General features: G+C 59.4%; 15 protein-coding genes. 14 read left to right on the top strand and 1 reads right to left on the bottom strand.

All coding sequences use genetic code 11. The features are described 5' to 3' along the window. Window positions 1–25: 25 nt before the first annotated feature. Window positions 26–910, bottom strand: coding sequence for a sugar phosphate isomerase/epimerase family protein (locus RGR602_RS32330; protein WP_040116010.1), 885 nt, complete (start codon window positions 908–910; stop codon window positions 26–28). Window positions 911–1,316: 406 nt separating this feature from the next. Between RGR602_RS32330 and RGR602_RS32325 the strand changes: the two genes are divergently transcribed. From RGR602_RS32325 to RGR602_RS32260, 14 genes are all read left to right on the top strand, one after another. Then, entirely contained in the window at window positions 1,317–2,270 is a 954-nt protein-coding gene (locus RGR602_RS32325) for a helix-turn-helix domain-containing protein (RefSeq protein WP_040116009.1), read from the top strand. Window positions 2,271–2,508: 238 nt separating this feature from the next. Beyond that, window positions 2,509–3,942, top strand: coding sequence for an extracellular solute-binding protein (locus tag RGR602_RS32320; RefSeq protein WP_040116008.1), 1,434 nt, complete (start codon window positions 2,509–2,511; stop codon window positions 3,940–3,942). A 111-nt stretch (window positions 3,943–4,053) separates the two neighbouring features. Continuing rightward, a complete protein-coding gene (locus RGR602_RS32315) occupies window positions 4,054–4,935 on the top strand; it encodes a carbohydrate ABC transporter permease (RefSeq protein ID WP_022712687.1) in 882 nt (293 codons plus the stop codon). Next, entirely contained in the window at window positions 4,935–5,771 is an 837-nt protein-coding gene (locus tag RGR602_RS32310; protein ID WP_040116007.1) for a carbohydrate ABC transporter permease, read from the top strand. The genes RGR602_RS32315 and RGR602_RS32310 overlap by 1 nt, the downstream gene beginning before the upstream one ends. Window positions 5,772–5,775: 4 nt before the next feature. Next, entirely contained in the window at window positions 5,776–6,015 is a 240-nt protein-coding gene (locus RGR602_RS32305; protein WP_022712685.1) for a DUF2160 family membrane protein, read from the top strand. A 28-nt stretch (window positions 6,016–6,043) separates the two neighbouring features. Further along, window positions 6,044–7,087, top strand: coding sequence for an NAD(P)-dependent alcohol dehydrogenase (locus RGR602_RS32300; protein WP_040116006.1), 1,044 nt, complete (start codon window positions 6,044–6,046; stop codon window positions 7,085–7,087). 10 nt (window positions 7,088–7,097) lie between these two features. Beyond that, on the top strand, window positions 7,098–8,159 hold the full coding sequence (locus RGR602_RS32295; RefSeq protein ID WP_040116005.1) for an ABC transporter ATP-binding protein: 1,062 nt from the start codon (window positions 7,098–7,100) through the stop codon (window positions 8,157–8,159). A 24-nt stretch (window positions 8,160–8,183) separates the two neighbouring features. Further along, a complete protein-coding gene (locus RGR602_RS32290; protein WP_040116004.1) occupies window positions 8,184–8,954 on the top strand; it encodes an SDR family NAD(P)-dependent oxidoreductase in 771 nt (256 codons plus the stop codon). Between the two features lie 12 nt (window positions 8,955–8,966). After that, entirely contained in the window at window positions 8,967–9,692 is a 726-nt protein-coding gene (locus RGR602_RS32285; RefSeq protein WP_040116003.1) for an SDR family oxidoreductase, read from the top strand. 80 nt (window positions 9,693–9,772) lie between these two features. Next, window positions 9,773–10,756, top strand: coding sequence for a beta/alpha barrel domain-containing protein (locus tag RGR602_RS32280; RefSeq protein WP_040116002.1), 984 nt, complete (start codon window positions 9,773–9,775; stop codon window positions 10,754–10,756). A gap of 20 nt (window positions 10,757–10,776) precedes the next feature. After that, on the top strand, window positions 10,777–11,793 hold the full coding sequence (locus tag RGR602_RS32275; protein WP_040116001.1) for a carbohydrate kinase family protein: 1,017 nt from the start codon (window positions 10,777–10,779) through the stop codon (window positions 11,791–11,793). Between the two features lie 53 nt (window positions 11,794–11,846). After that, on the top strand, window positions 11,847–12,575 hold the full coding sequence (locus RGR602_RS32270) for an SDR family oxidoreductase (RefSeq protein WP_040116679.1): 729 nt from the start codon (window positions 11,847–11,849) through the stop codon (window positions 12,573–12,575). A 51-nt stretch (window positions 12,576–12,626) separates the two neighbouring features. After that, window positions 12,627–12,857 carry a hypothetical protein gene (locus RGR602_RS32265; RefSeq protein ID WP_040116000.1) on the top strand — a complete coding sequence of 77 codons (231 nt, stop codon included), beginning with the start codon at window positions 12,627–12,629 and terminating at the stop codon, window positions 12,855–12,857. Between the two features lie 139 nt (window positions 12,858–12,996). After that, window positions 12,997–14,655 (top strand): phosphoethanolamine transferase, encoded by a 1,659-nt coding sequence (locus RGR602_RS32260; protein WP_040115999.1) that lies wholly within the window; start codon window positions 12,997–12,999, stop codon window positions 14,653–14,655. Window positions 14,656–14,900: the final 245 nt, after the last annotated feature.

Raw genomic sequence — 14,900 nt, 5'->3', positions numbered from 1 at the left:
TCACCTTTCCCCCCATCTTTCGCCGTCACGGCCGCGCAACGGTCGCGCGACGGCGTTTCGCCTCGTCCATCTTGAGGTCGATGAAGCGCTTTGCATGCTGCGCGAGCGGCATGTTTTCGGTCCAGGTGTCGCGCCAGATCGCGCAGGCAAGCGACAGACCTTCATCGACGACAGCGCCCGAAAAGGATTCGAAGGTGATGTCGCGCTCGTAGTCGATGTCGAGCAATGCATCGAACATGAGGTCGAAATTGATGACGCCGTCGCCGAGATAGCCGCGATTGCTTTCGCCGATATGAAAATAGCCGATCTTATCGCCCGCAAGCCGGATGGCGGCCGCCGGGTTCGCTTCTTCGATGTTCATATGGAACGTGTCGAGGTGCAGCCGCACATGCTCGGAGCCTACCTGCTCGATGAAGGCGAGGCCCTGGGCGGTGGTGTTGAGAAGGTTGGTCTCGAAACGGTTCACCACTTCGAGAACAAGGTCGATTCCTGCAGACTGGGCATGGCCAGCCGTCTTGGCGATGGCCGCGACACTGTTGTCCCATCCCTTTTTGGTCGGCATGCGGGCGTATTTCGTGTGGGCGGAATAAAGGATGCCACCGAGCTTGCTCCCGCCTATGTCGCGCACGGCGCGCACGGCGTCGGCCAGCATGCCTTCGCCCGCTCGCACCGCCTGCGGATCTTCGCTCGACACGTCGTGGCTGACCGGAAGGCCCATGGTGACAGCAATATCGAGTTTCAGCGCCGCAGCCCGCTTGGCGAGTGCATCGAGGTCGAATTTCTCCGGGCGCAGGTAGGCGAACTCGATGAGGTTGTAACCGCAGGAGGCGGATTTCTCCATTGCTTCCTCAAGCATCGTTTGGGTTTGTCCGCCTGTCCACACGAAAGAATGAATACCTAACCGGCCCATATCTTCCCCCTCGAAAAGTATGTTGCATTGCGCAACAAATAAAGCTTCAGCCGCATCTGTCAAGCGGATTTCAAGATCGAGGAGGGTCGAGCATTCGATGTCAAAGTGAGCAAATGCTTTTTTTGGGGTGCAAATGCCTCAATAGTAGTCTGCAGGGATTTGGAAACATGGGTTTATGAGATTGGTGTTGACAGCTTTCCCAAATGAACTAATTTGTTTTCTCAGGCAACATATAGGGCGCAAACCAGCGCCAACGGAAGGCCGACGTGCAGGGGGAACCAATGGCTCGCTTGCTCTTAAGCTGCGACTGGCCAAGGGAGCCGAACGACGAAAAGCTCTTTTGGCGTGCATGCTGACATAGGCGCCCGGGGAGCCACGACCTGCCTGTCGGGAGGAGGTTATTTCCATGAAAGCCGATTTGCGGATCGTACCCGATTTCGAGATGATCATCTGCCCGCCAGCAGAATCCTTTCGCTGGAACATGCATGATTACCCCTATTTCCGAGCGAAGTGGCACTATCATCCTGAATACGAACTGCATCTCACCCGCACGACTTCGGGCGTCATGATGGTGGGCGACTATATCGGCGAGTTCGAGCCTGGCTGCCTGGTGCTGACTGGTCCGAACGTGCCGCACAATTGGGTCAGCGATATCGAGCCCGGCAAGCTGATCCGCAACCGCGACGTGCTAATCCAGTTCACCCCCGAATGGGCCGATCGCGTCGCCTCATTTTGTCCCGAGCTCGGCACGATAAAGCCGCTTTATGAGGACGCGGTCTACGGCGTTCAATTCTTGGGCGCCACGGCACTTGAAGGCCGGCGGCTGCTTGCGCAGATGGGCTCGGCCCATGGCGCCGAGCGTGTGGTGCTCTTCCTGCAGCTGATGATCGCGCTGGCACGCACTCCCTCCGAGCGGCGCAGGCTGTCGCGGCTTGCGCCGGCCTCTTCGCAGATGGAACTGCCCCATGAGCTCGATGTCGCCATGCGCTATGTGCTGGAGCACTACAGCGACGACATTGATCTGGCCTCGGTCGCTAAGGTCTGCGGTCTCGAGCCGCAGGCCTTCTCGCGCTTTTTCAAGCGCCAGACCGGTCATACCTTCGCGCGCTACGTCATCCTTGCGCGCATCTATGCCGCCTGCTCGTTACTGACCCAGACCTATCGTCCGATCACCGAGATCTGCTTTGACGTCGGGTTCAACAACATTGCCAATTTCAACAGGCAGTTCTTCAAGATCTGCGGGCGCACGCCCTCGGATTATCGGCGCAACGCACACAAGATCGGAACGCAAGCGCGAAGCGATCCCTTCAGGGAAATTCGTGCCTTTTCGGCGGCCGTGGCAGTCGGCGAAAAAGTATAGGTCGCGGGCAAACCACGCGTGGCGGAGCAAAAGACCGCGCACTAAGCTCTTCTTACGCCACTAGGAACGAAGCCGGGAAAGCAGCTCAGAGGTAGCGTTCCGATGAGGGCGAACCGTATCTGGAAGCCGGGAGGAGCCGTGCTGCCGGAACCTGGGAGGGGCCGACACCTGTCGGTCGTGGGAACGTACTTGCCGGCCAGCGCCCGCAAGTGGTGCAAAGGCACAAGGAGGAGGAATTATGATTAGGAAAAGTGGAATTGGAATCGCTGCGCTTGCGATCGGTGTTCTTACCAGCGTAATACCCGCAAGGGCCGATTTCTGGTCGGATGCCGGCGCAAAGTACAAGGGTGTCGTCCTGCACGGCGTGACCGAAAGCACGCCGCCGTCCAACTACATCAAGGACGTGCTTGCGCCGGAATTCGAGAAAAAGACCGGCATCAAGGTCCAGATCGAGACCACCTCCTGGGACCAGATGTACGACAAGGCCATCAAGGACATGGAAGCCAAGACCGGCATCTATGATATGGTCTATATCGAGCAGGACATCATCTATGCCTATCTGGCGCGCAGCTTCCTGACCGACATTTCGAAATCGCTGAAGGACGATCCGTCGCTGAAGGCGCCGGAATTCGATGAAACCCATTTCACGACATTCGCCAACTACTTCAAGAACGCCGACGGCGATCTCTTCGGTATTCCGATGGAAGCCTTCATAAAGGTCTATCTCTATCGCACCGACCTCTTCAATGATCCCAAAATCCAGGAAGCCTTCAAGAAGGAGACAGGCAAGGATCTGGTTCCGGCCAAGACCCATGAGGAATATACGCAGATTGCTGAGTTCTTCACCAAGTACGGCAAGGACAACGGGATGGAGCTCTGGGGAACGACGGCCCAGGCGCACACCGGTCACGCGGCCTCCTGGTACGAATTCTTCGAGTCGATCGCTCCGACATTCGGCGTCTACAACTGGGGTATCGACGCCAATAACAACTATGCCGCCTCCGTCGAAAATGGCGGCCAGATGAACGGCGACAAGGCCAAGGCCGCCATCAAATACTGGCTGCATCTGCGGGACATCGCTCCACCTGAATCTGCTGCTTCAACCTGGACGGAAGTCGGGACGACATTCGCCGCCGGCCGCGTCGCACAGGGCCTGGTTTATGGCGAGAACGCCGCCTGGATCGCGTCGGATGCAGAAAAGTCCAAGGTGGTCGGCAACGTCGGCGTCGCGCTTCCGCCCACCGAACCCGACGTGCTCAAGGAGGTCGAGGGCGGCAAGGGCTATCTCGGTTACTATGACGGCGGTGCCTTCGGCTTGCCGGTGACGTCGAAGAACAAGGAAGCGACCTTGCTCTTCCTGCAGTTCATCGGCCAGGACTCGGTCCAGCCCGATTGGGCGATTGCTGCGCCCCGCATCACCAATACGGCGACTTATGACGATCCCAAGGTCCTCGACATGGATAAGAAGCTGAATGGCTACTACACCATGCTCAAGGACCAGGGAAAGCTGTTCGCCGGCGCGCCGCCTTTCCCCTTCCATGCGCAGGTGCGTGAAGCCACGGCGCCGATCTTCTACAAGATCCTCTTAGGCGAAGTAGGTCCGGATGAAGGCCTCGACCAGATGGCGGCGGCGGCCGAAGCAGAGCTGAAGAATCTCGGCTATCGCAAATAACACCGACAAAAGCCTGCGTCCGGGTGGCCTCTCCCAGGACCGCCACCCGGGCGCAGTTGCCGGTTAGTGCAGGCTGTGGATCTGCACGGATATCTTCGGGAGCACGAATTCATGCGTTCAAACACTGTCGGCTGGCTGATGCTCGCCCCGACGATCGCGATCCTCGGCATCTTCGGCATCATACCTTTCATCTACGTGCTTTACGTGGCATTCCACCAGTGGAACCCGTTCGGCGCCAGCCCCGACATGATCTACAACGGCGCCAATAATTTCCGCCGCCTTGTCTTCGACGCCGAATTCCTGACCTCCATCGCGTTCACCATGAAATTCGCATTCTTCGCGGTGCTGAGCGAGATCGCGCTGGGTTATCTCCTCGCGCAACTCTTCATGAAGGAATTTCCCGGGCGTGGCTTCTTCCGCACGATTCACACACTGCCGCTGATCGTCGCGCCCATCGTCGTCGGCTCGGTCTGGCGTCTGATGACGACGCCCAGCATCGGCATCATCCCCTATCTCCTGAGAAACTGGTTCGGATACGATCTCAACATCGGCCGCGACGCCACCACCGCTTTCACCCTGACCGTCATCATGGACATCTGGCACTGGACGCCGCTGGTGACGCTGACACTGCTTGCCGCACTGCTCGCCCTGCCGAAAGAGCCGTTCGAGCAGGCGCAGATCGATGGCGCCAACCGCCGCCAGATCTTCTGGCACGTCACACTGCCAATGATCCGACCGGCAATTCTCGCAACGGTCTTTATCCGCCTGATGGATGCGCTGCGCACCGTCGACGAAGTCTGGATGCTGACCTCGGGCGGGCCGGGGGCCGCAACCCGTTATGTCGGGCTGCACATCTGGAAGATCGTCTTCCCAAAGACCGACTACGGCTATGGCGCCGCGATCTCAGTGATCGTGCTCTACCTCACCCTGGTGATGTGCTGGCTGCTCTATGTCGCCCTCGTGGCTCGACGCGAACGCAAAAGGACATTCTGATGCAGGGCCGCAATCCCCTTCTTTACGTGGCGCTTTGGCTGTTCCTGAGCCTGCTGACGCTTTTCCCGATCTATTGGCTCTTCGTCATTTCGGTCAAGCCGGCGGTCGATCTCTTCACGACGCCGAGCCTGTTTCTGGACGCGATCTACTGGAAGAATTACGTCAACGTCTTGGGCAATGAGACGCTGCGCGGCTACATGCTCAATTCGATGATCATATCCAGCGGCAACGCCGTGCTGGTTACGGTGCTGGCCTTCATGGCTTGCTATGCGCTCTCGCGCTTCGACCTCGCAGGCAAGGAGAACATCTTCTTCTGGACGATCACCAACCGCATGGCGCCGGCGGCGGTGTTTCTTTTGCCGTTCTTCCTGCTTTTCACCCAGATCATCACGTTCGGCGACTGGAAGCTTTACGACACCAAGATCGGCATGATCCTGCTCTATTGCACGTTCAACCTGCCTTTCGCGATCTGGACGCTGAGGCCCACCATCGACGGAATTCCCAAGGAACTCGATGAGGCCGCAACCGTCGATGGTGCCTCGACCTGGCAGGTTCTCCACGAAGTCATCTTCCCGCTTGCACGGCCTGGCCTTGCCGTCACGCTGATCCTCACCTGGGTCTTCGCCTGGAACGAGTTCCTGCTCGCTGCGACCCTGACCAGCTTCAACGCGCGCACCATCACCACAGGCCTTTCGGAATATGTGACGACAACGGGGACCGAATGGGGGGCGATGGCGGCGATCGCCGTGATCACGCTCATCCCCGCCCTCGTCATATTCGCAGTGGTCCAGCGGCATATCGTGGCAGGTCTCACCTTCGGCGCAGTCAAGGAGTAGAGCGATGCAAGAGCCATTTGACCCTGGACAGATCGATGCCGAACCGGAAGTGGCGGGCCGCAAATCCGAGCGGACAGGCTTTCTGCCGATCACCACCAACTGGTTCGACCGCGTCTTCGTCGGCATCTACCTTTTCGTTGCGCTCGAACTCTTCTGGATGCGGTTCCTCGAACAATCAATTCCGCTGACGGTCTGCCACGTCCTGGCCATCGCGCTCGGGGTCCTGATCGTATGGCGCGGCTGATGCTTCTTGAGACAATAGGACAGAAACAATGAAAGCGCTGGTACTGGAAGAGAAGATGAAGCTGTCGCTGCGCGATTTTCCGATCGAGCGCGACGAGGTGCTCGGCCCACGCGACGTGCGCATCAAGCTCCACACCGTGGGCATCTGCGGCTCCGACGTGCATTACTATACACATGGCGGCACCGGCGTATTCCAGGTGAAAGCACCGATGATCCTCGGCCACGAGGCGTCCGGCACGGTGATCGAGATCGGTGCCGAGGTCACGTCGCTCAAGGTGGGCGATCGGGTCTGCATGGAGCCGGGCATTCCCGATCCCAACAGCCGCGCGACGCGCCTGGGCCTCTACAATATCGATCCGGCGGTCCGCTTCTGGGCGACGCCGCCCATCCATGGCGTACTCAGGCCGTCGGTCGTCCACCCGGCCGATTTCTCCTACAAACTGCCCGACAACGTTTCCTTCGCCGAAGCCGCCATGGTCGAACCGCTGGCAGTGGGTGTGCATGCGGCCACCAAGGCGCAGGTCAGGCCGGGCGACATAGCGTTGGTGATCGGCGCTGGTCCGATCGGCCTGGTGACAGCGCTGTCGGCTGTCGCGGCCGGCTGCGCGCGGGTGTTCGTGAGCGACATCGATGACGCCAAGCTGGAGCTTGCCGCCAAGCTCGGTCCAATCTCACCGGTCAACGTTGCGCGGCAGGAACTGGCGAGAGAAATCCTTGCCGCCACCGGTGGCTGGGGCGTGGAGATCGTTTTCGAGTGCTCGGGCCATCCCGCAGGTGCCCAGGGCGTATTCGACCCGCTTTCACCCGGCGGTCGTGTGGTCTTCATCGGTTCGCAGGTTCATCCGATCCACTACGATGTCGGCAAAGCAATGGTGCGCGAGGCGCGCGTGGAGCATGTCTTCCGCTATGCCCATGTCTTTCCGCGCTGCGTGGCCATGCTGTCATCGGGGGCGATCGACGTGAAACCGCTCATCACCCGAACATTCGATTTCGACGAAAGCGTTCGGGCTTTCGAGATCGCGGCTTCCGCTGCGAAGGGCGAAGTCAAGATGCAGATCGCACTGCCGCAATAGAGGAACTCATATGGCTCACGTCACCGTCAAGAACGTTACAAAGAATTATGGTGCGCTGCCGGTCATCCACGGTGTCGGCATAGACATTGCCGATGGCGAATTCGTCGTGCTGGTCGGGCCGTCCGGCTGCGGCAAGTCCACCCTGCTTCGGATGATCGCAGGGCTTGAGACGATCTCCGGCGGCACGATCGCCATCGGCGGCAGGGTCGTCAACGACGTCCTTCCCAAGGATCGCGACATCGCCATGGTGTTTCAGAACTACGCGCTCTATCCGCACAAGACCGTGGCAGACAATATGGGCTTTCCTCTCAAGCTCAAGGGCGCGCCAAAGAGCGAGATCGAAGCGAAGGTGCGCAGGGCGGCCGAAATCCTCGATCTCGGCAAACTGCTTGATCGCTACCCGAAGCAGCTCTCGGGCGGCCAGCGCCAGCGCGTCGCCATGGGACGCGCGATCGTCCGTGATCCGCAAGTCTTCCTGTTCGACGAGCCGCTTTCCAATCTCGACGCCAAGCTGCGCGTGACCATGCGCGTCGAGATCAAGGAACTTCACCAACGGCTGAAGACGACCACAATCTATGTGACGCATGACCAGATCGAGGCCATGACCATGGCCGACAAGATCGTCGTGATGCGCGACGGACGGGTGGAGCAGATCGGCGCGCCGCTCGATCTTTATGATCGCCCGGCCAATGTCTTCGTGGCAGGTTTCATTGGCTCGCCGTCGATGAATTTCGTTCCCGGCAGATTGTCGATGGAAAGCGGCCGGCTGGCCTTTGTCAGCGACAAGGCCACCGTGCTGCCGGTGCCAGAGGGAACGCCGAGCCACGGCGAGCCTATCATCTACGGCATCCGTCCAGAACATATCGATGTGCGGCCTGAAGGAATGCCTGCGACGATCTCGGTTCTCGAACCCACTGGCTCGGAAACTCAGATCTTTGCACATCTCGGCGGCGATGCCATCATGGCGGCCGTTCGCGATCGCATCGCCGCGCTGCCGGGTGAGGCTATCTCGCTCCGGTTCGACCCGGCCCGGGTGCATCTGTTTGACGCCAAGAGCGGCCGGCGTCTCTAATTCTGCATAGCCACGGAGCAAGACATGTTCTTCGAGAAATTCCGGATGGATGGCCAAACCGCTGTGGTGACCGGCGGCGGACGCGGTATTGGCCTTGCCTGCGCCGAAGCGCTTGCCGAGGCAGGCGCCCGAATCGTCATCATCGATCGTGACGAAGCGCTCGCCGAATCGGGCAGGCAGGCCTTGGCCGGCAAGAGTGTCGAAGCCGATGCGCTGGTCCTCGATGTCACTAATTCCGCAGCCGTCGACAAAGCCGCTGCGGACATCTTCGCAAAGTACGGTCGCATCGACGCGCTGGTCGCCAACGCAGGCATTGCCCGGACCGGTACGGCCGCAGAAGATACGCCGGACGAACTCTGGCTTAATGTCAACGATGTGAACTACAACGGCGTCTTCTGGTGCAATCGCGCCTTCGGCCGCTACATGCTGAAGGCCGGCCGTGGTGCAATCGTCAATATCGGTTCGATGTCCGGCTATATTGTCAACCGTCCACAGCTGCAGACTTATTACAACGCCTCAAAGGCCGCCGTCCACCATCTGACCGCCTCACTCGCCGTGGAATGGGCCGACCGTGGCGTTCGCGTCAACGCCGTCGCACCAACCTATATCGAAACCGAAATGACGAAGACTGTGGTCGACAAGAAGATGATGGACATCTGGATCCGTGACACGCCGATGGGCCGGATGGGCCAGCCCCATGAGATTGCCTCGGTGGTGCATTTTCTCGCCTGCGACGCATCGAGCCTGATGACTGGCGCGACCGTCAGGGCTGACGGCGGCTTCACTTGCTGGTAGGAGGTATTGGCGATGGATTTTTCTAACAGGCATGTGGTGGTGACCGGCGCCGGCAAGGGCATCGGGCGGGCGACTGCTGTCATGCTGGCGCAGCGTGGGGCCAAGGTGACCGCGCTATCGCGTTCGGCGGCCGATCTTGGGGATCTGAAGAATGAAATCGGATGTATCCCAATCGCGGTCGATCTTGCCGATCCGGACGCGACGCGCGCTGCAGCCCTTGAGGCTCTACCGGCCGATTTTCTGATCAATTGTGCGGGCACGACCGAGCTTGAGTCCTTTCTCGATCTCAAGGTCGAGAACTTCGATCTGCTCTATGCCGTCAATACGAGGGCACCGATGATCATTTCGCAGGAATACGCCCGCGACATGGTGAAGAACAGCCGGAAAGGCGCAATCGTCAACGTATCGAGCGTCGCCGCCTTTGTCGGTATTCCCGATCACGCCGCCTATTGCGCTTCCAAGTCCGCTCTCGACGGGCTGACCCGGGTAATGGCCAAGGAACTTGCGCCGAAGGGCATCCGCGTCAACGGCGTGCATCCCACCGTGACGCTCACCCCCATGGCCATCAAGGCCTGGAGCGATCCAAAAAAGGCAGCCGGCATGCTCAACCGCATTCCGGTCGGCCGTTTCGCCGAACCCGAAGACATTGCCGAGGTCATTCTTTTCCTGCTCTCTGACGAGGCAGCAATGGTCAACGGCCTATCGATGCCTGTGGATGGTGGTTACATGATCGCCTGACGGTTTTGCGAGGCAGATGCCTCAAATTGTGAACCTTCCCGCCGCCGATCTGGCGGCCCCAGATTTTCAAGGATCAACGCATGACACGCTTTGACGCAAAAATCGCCAAGATCAGGGCCGGCAACTACAAGCGAACGGATTTCATCATCGCGGACGCGAAGGATGGCGACATGGGACCGAGCATTCCATCTTGCGGCCCGAAGCTCGAGAAGGACTGCTCCTACACGCGCTTCCGGACGCGGGCGGAATTCCTCGAACAGATCAGGGCAGTGGTCACCCAGGACATCGTCGATATCATGCTGACCTCCGCCTCCAATCTCGAATTGCTGACGGAGAGCGGTGCTTACGCAGGCAGCAATGTGAAACCCGCCATTCGAGCCAATGATGCGACGGATATCTGGGTGGGGCGCGGCGCGACCTATGCCTCTCAGCCGTCACGGCCCTATCGCACTGCTTCTTTGTCGGCCAACCGGCGCCATACCGATCTCGGCCTCTATTCGATCACCTTCAACAACGATCTCGACGCGGACTACAATTCGCTGCTCGCCTTCCTGGATTTCGTAGAGGACGCGCACGACAACGGCTTCAATTATTTCCTCGAGGTCTTCAATCCGAACGTCGACACCGGTATTTCGCCCGACCTCCAGCCACATTTCGTAAATGATTGCATATGCCGGGCGCTGGCCGGGCTGACGCGTGCCCAGCGGCCGCAGTTCCTGAAGATTCCGTACAATGGTCCGAAGGCGCTGGAGGAACTCACGTCCTACGACCCGAGCCTGATCGTCGGCGTTCTAGGCGGCGGCGCGGGGACTGCGCGCGACACGTTCGAACTCATCCACCAGGCGGAGAAATACGGCGCTCGCGTGGCGCTTTTCGGTCGCAAGATCAATCTCGCCGAAGATCCGCTCGCCATGGTGAAATTCATGCGTGCCGTAGCAGATGGTGATCTCAGACCAGAGGAGGCGGTCAGGGCCTATCACGGCGCGCTGCAGGCAGGCGGTCAGGAGCCGATGCGGACACTCTCCGACGACACGGTCATCACCGAAAAGGTTTTGATGAATTGAGCCCGCCATGGGAGGAGAGCATGACCCGAACGAGCAGGCGCGGCTTCATCGCCGGCGGGACCTGGTGCCTCGACCGAAATCGCAGGATAGACGCATGGCCAAGGGAAGACAGCGTCGGTATCGCCTGGGGGCTCGAGGAACGTGGCGGCGGCCCGGCCTGCAATCTTGCCATCGACATCAAGAGGCTCGACCCGGCAATCCCGGTCGAAACCATTGGATTGGTGGGCAACGACGAGGCCGGCCGAAAGCTCATCGCCGAAGCCGAGCGAGCTGGTCTCGACCATCGGCAGATGCATGTCAGCGATCAGGCGACCACCCATACGACCGAGGCCTTCGTGTCGCAGGCAAGTGGACTGCGCACACACATTTCCGAGATCGGCGTTTCGGCGCTGCTTTCGCCGGATCATTTCGATTTTTCTGGAACCACCGCGCGCTTCTTGCATCTTGGACTTCCCGGCATCCACCCCACGATGGATGCCCCTTGGCGCGACAATGCCAATGGCTGGGTGACAGTGCTCAAAGCCGCTCGAGCAGCTCGTCTTGAGACCAATCTCGAACTTTGCACGGTCACGCCGGAACGCCTGCGCGGCCTGATCCTGCCCTGTCTACCGCATCTCGATACGCTCATTGTCAACGACAAAGAGATCGGGGCGCTTGCAGAGATGGAAACAACTCGGGACGGCAGGACTGACGTTGATGCCTGCGCGGCGGCCTCGGCCGTCATTCTCCCGCAGGGCGCGATGCGGCTTGTCGCCATCCACTTTCCGGAAGGCGCGATCACCGTCACGCGGTCGGGAGAGAAGATCTTCGTGCCCTCCGTCAAGATACCTCGCAATGCGATTGTCGGACCGAACGGTGCGGGCGATGCCTTCGCGGCGGGCTTCATGTACGGCCTGCACGAAGACTGGGCAATCAAGGACTGTCTTTGGCTCGGCCATGCGGCAGCCGCCTGTTCGCTTCGTAGCGCCGGCACGACTGACGGTGTCGTTGAATGGAAGCAATGCCTCGAAACGGCAAGCCAGTGGGGAAGCCATTGAACCGGATGGCCGCTGGATTTGCAGAACGTGATCTGACGCAGAAGGAGACGAGCATGGTCAAGCAATTGGAAGGCATGGTGGCGGCAGTTACGGGTGCGGCCTCCGGCATCGGACTGGCGAGCACGAAGGCGATGGTTGCGGAGGGCGCGCGCGTGGTGCTCGTCGATCGCGACCAGAAGGCACTGGACGCAGTGTGTGCCGATCTCGGTAATGGCGTAATCCCCCTGGTGATCGATCTTCTCGATCCCGCCAGTTGCGCAAGCCTGATGCCGTCTATCGAGAAATTGACCGGCCAGCTCGATATTTTTCACGCCAATGCGGGCACCTACATCGGGGGTGACCTGATCGAGGCCGACACCGCCGTTATAGACCGGATGCTCAACCTCAACGTCAACGCAGTCATGAAGAACGTCCATGATGTTTTGCCGCACATGATCGCGCGCGGTTCGGGAGACATTATCGTCACAAGTTCAGTGGCGGGGCATTATCCCGTTCCATGGGAGCCCGTCTATTCGGCTTCGAAATGGGCGATGACCTGCTTCGTTCAGACCGTGCGGCGCCAGGTCAACAAGAAGGGCATCCGCGTGGGCTCGGTTTCGCCCGGACCGGTGATCAGCGCGCTCCTTGCCGATTGGCCAGAAGAAAATCTCCAAAAGGCGAAGGAATCGGGAAGCCTCATCGAACCGTCGGAGGTGGCCGATGCCATCATCTTCATGCTAACCAGGCCGCGAAATGTCACAATTCGCGATGTCGTTGTGCTGCCGACCAATTTCGATATCTGACTGCGCCGTCGATCTTGGGAAGATAGTTCGCGCGATGGTAGTAAGCGCGGGATGCTGAAGCCCGAACCGGGACCGGGGGTTGATTTCCAATCCCATCCAGGGCTTTCGAATGTTGCTGGCGATGATGCCCGCTACGGCGGATATGTCAGTGCATCGCTCAACGGATCGAAGACGTCGTTGAAGCGTCGCACGCCGGCGGGCGCGATAACGACGCGCCTGATGGAACTGCGTCATGTCAGGGCCATTGAGGAGAAGACCGGTCTCGGCAATGCCGTCGCCTGACGGCCGTTCAGGTCTCTGTCAGGTTCGTCAGCCACCTAGGCGCTACCCACTCTGGAGCGCCCATGCCTGAGATCCTTAGCCCGGAAGTTCCAATCTTTTTGCACCGCGCCGGGACATCGAGCGCGTTGGATGCATTAGGATGAACAAAGTCTTGTATCGCTATCGGCCCACGGTCAAAAGCGTGACAGTTTGCGCCGCCACGACCCTGTATCTGCTGCTTGTCACCAACTGGACATTCTGGACCAGGGCGTTCGGTTATTTGGCAAAGGATCACTTTGCGTTCATTCTTTTTGCCGTTGGCATCTCGGCAATGAGCATGGCCATAATCACGGCCTTTTCTGCGAAATACGTAACCAGGATATTCTTGATCTTCTTCATCCTCACCGCGTCTGCGGCGTCCTGGTTCACCGATCAGTTCGGTGTGGTCGTTGATCGCGAAATGATCCGGAACGCCGCCGTCTCAACGGGTGCTGAAGCGGGGCACCTCTTAACCTTGCGCTTCGCCACCCATCTCCTTATGACTGGGCTCCTTCCATCGCTGGTCGTTGTCTGGGTAAGGATCGCGCATCGGCCATTCTTGGCGAAACTGGCGCACAACAGCGCAATAATCGCCGGATGCATCGGGATCTTCGCTCTGGCGGCGGCCTGCGACTATCGAACCTTTGCCGGGGTCGGCCGGGCGCACCGGGACATCCTCGATCCACTCAATCCCTTCTTTCCGATATCGAGCGCCGTTCGATTCATAATAGACGCGACCCAGAATGCCGAGGTTACCGCGCAGCCACTGGGAGTGGACGCACATCGCGCGGGGTTGAGGCCAAAGCCGCGAGTGACGGTCATCGTCGCGGGAGAAACCGCTCGGGCAGACGATTTTTCGCTAGGCGGATACGCCAGGGATACGAACCCGGAGCTCCGCGAGCGCGGCGTCGTCTACTTTCCGAACACGACGAGCTGCGGCACGTCCACGGCCGTGTCGATACCGTGCATGTTTTCGGTCTACCCGCGCCGCGCCTACACACATCGCAAGGGCCTTGAGACAGAGAACGTGCTCGATGTCCTGACCCATGCAAACGTATCAGTGTCGTGGTTTGACAATGATACCGGCAGTTATCACGTGACCGACCGCGTCGCTTATCAATTCCTTCCGAGTTCTGCCGACGCCAGGTTTTGCAAGGACGGCGAATGCCTGGACGCCATTCTTCTCGATCGCATGGATTCATGGCTTGGCACCGTCAAGGGCGATAGTGTTTTGATCCTGCATCAGCTGGGAAGCCACGGCCCGGCCTATTTCTCGAGATATCCAAACGATTTCAGGCACTTTTTACCAGATTGCCGGGCAAATGACTTCGGTGCGTGCTCAGCGCAGGAAATCAAGAACGCCTATGATAATACGATCCTTTATACCGATCACATCGTGTCGCAGGTCATCGATAGACTGAAGGCGCGCTCCTCCACGATTGCCGGATCAGTCATCTACCTTTCAGATCACGGCGAGTCGCTTGGTGAGCACGGCCTTTATTTGCATGGCGCGCCATATGTGTTCGCGCCGTCGCAGCAAACCCATGTCCCATTCCTCGTTTGGATCGCGGATGACCTGCAGCGCGCGGGTGGGTTTGACATGGGATGTCTGGATCGGAATGCAGCGCTCCCGAACTCCCATGACAACCTATTTCACAGTGTTCTCGGGCTGATGGACGTGTCGACAACGGTTTATGATCCCGCACTCGACATATTCGCGAAATGTCGTCGACCAGGCACCAACCTCGCTGACGCAAGGCAAGTTCCGATCGCCGGGTAAGAGGGAGATCCGGATCAGGCGCGTAGCGTAACGGTTCGGGGCACGTCATCACTTGGCAGATCCGCAATGCGACAAGGGCTCGCCTCAAGCCGTGGAGGAAGACGAGCCCTTGTCCACTTGGGTGTGCTTGGAGAGGGAGGGACCATCTCCCGTAGCACTCGGATCACGCGGTTCACGTAAGGGAGGAGAACGCGCCACGTGATCCACTGCAGCAAACATTGAGGAGGATGAAAAGTTCCATCCTT

The sequence above is a fragment of the Rhizobium gallicum bv. gallicum R602sp genome (genome assembly GCF_000816845.1).
GTDB classification, from domain to species: domain Bacteria; phylum Pseudomonadota; class Alphaproteobacteria; order Rhizobiales; family Rhizobiaceae; genus Rhizobium; species Rhizobium gallicum.
The sequence above is the reverse complement of the archived record's forward strand: the minus strand, read 5'-3'. Positions and strand labels throughout refer to the sequence as shown.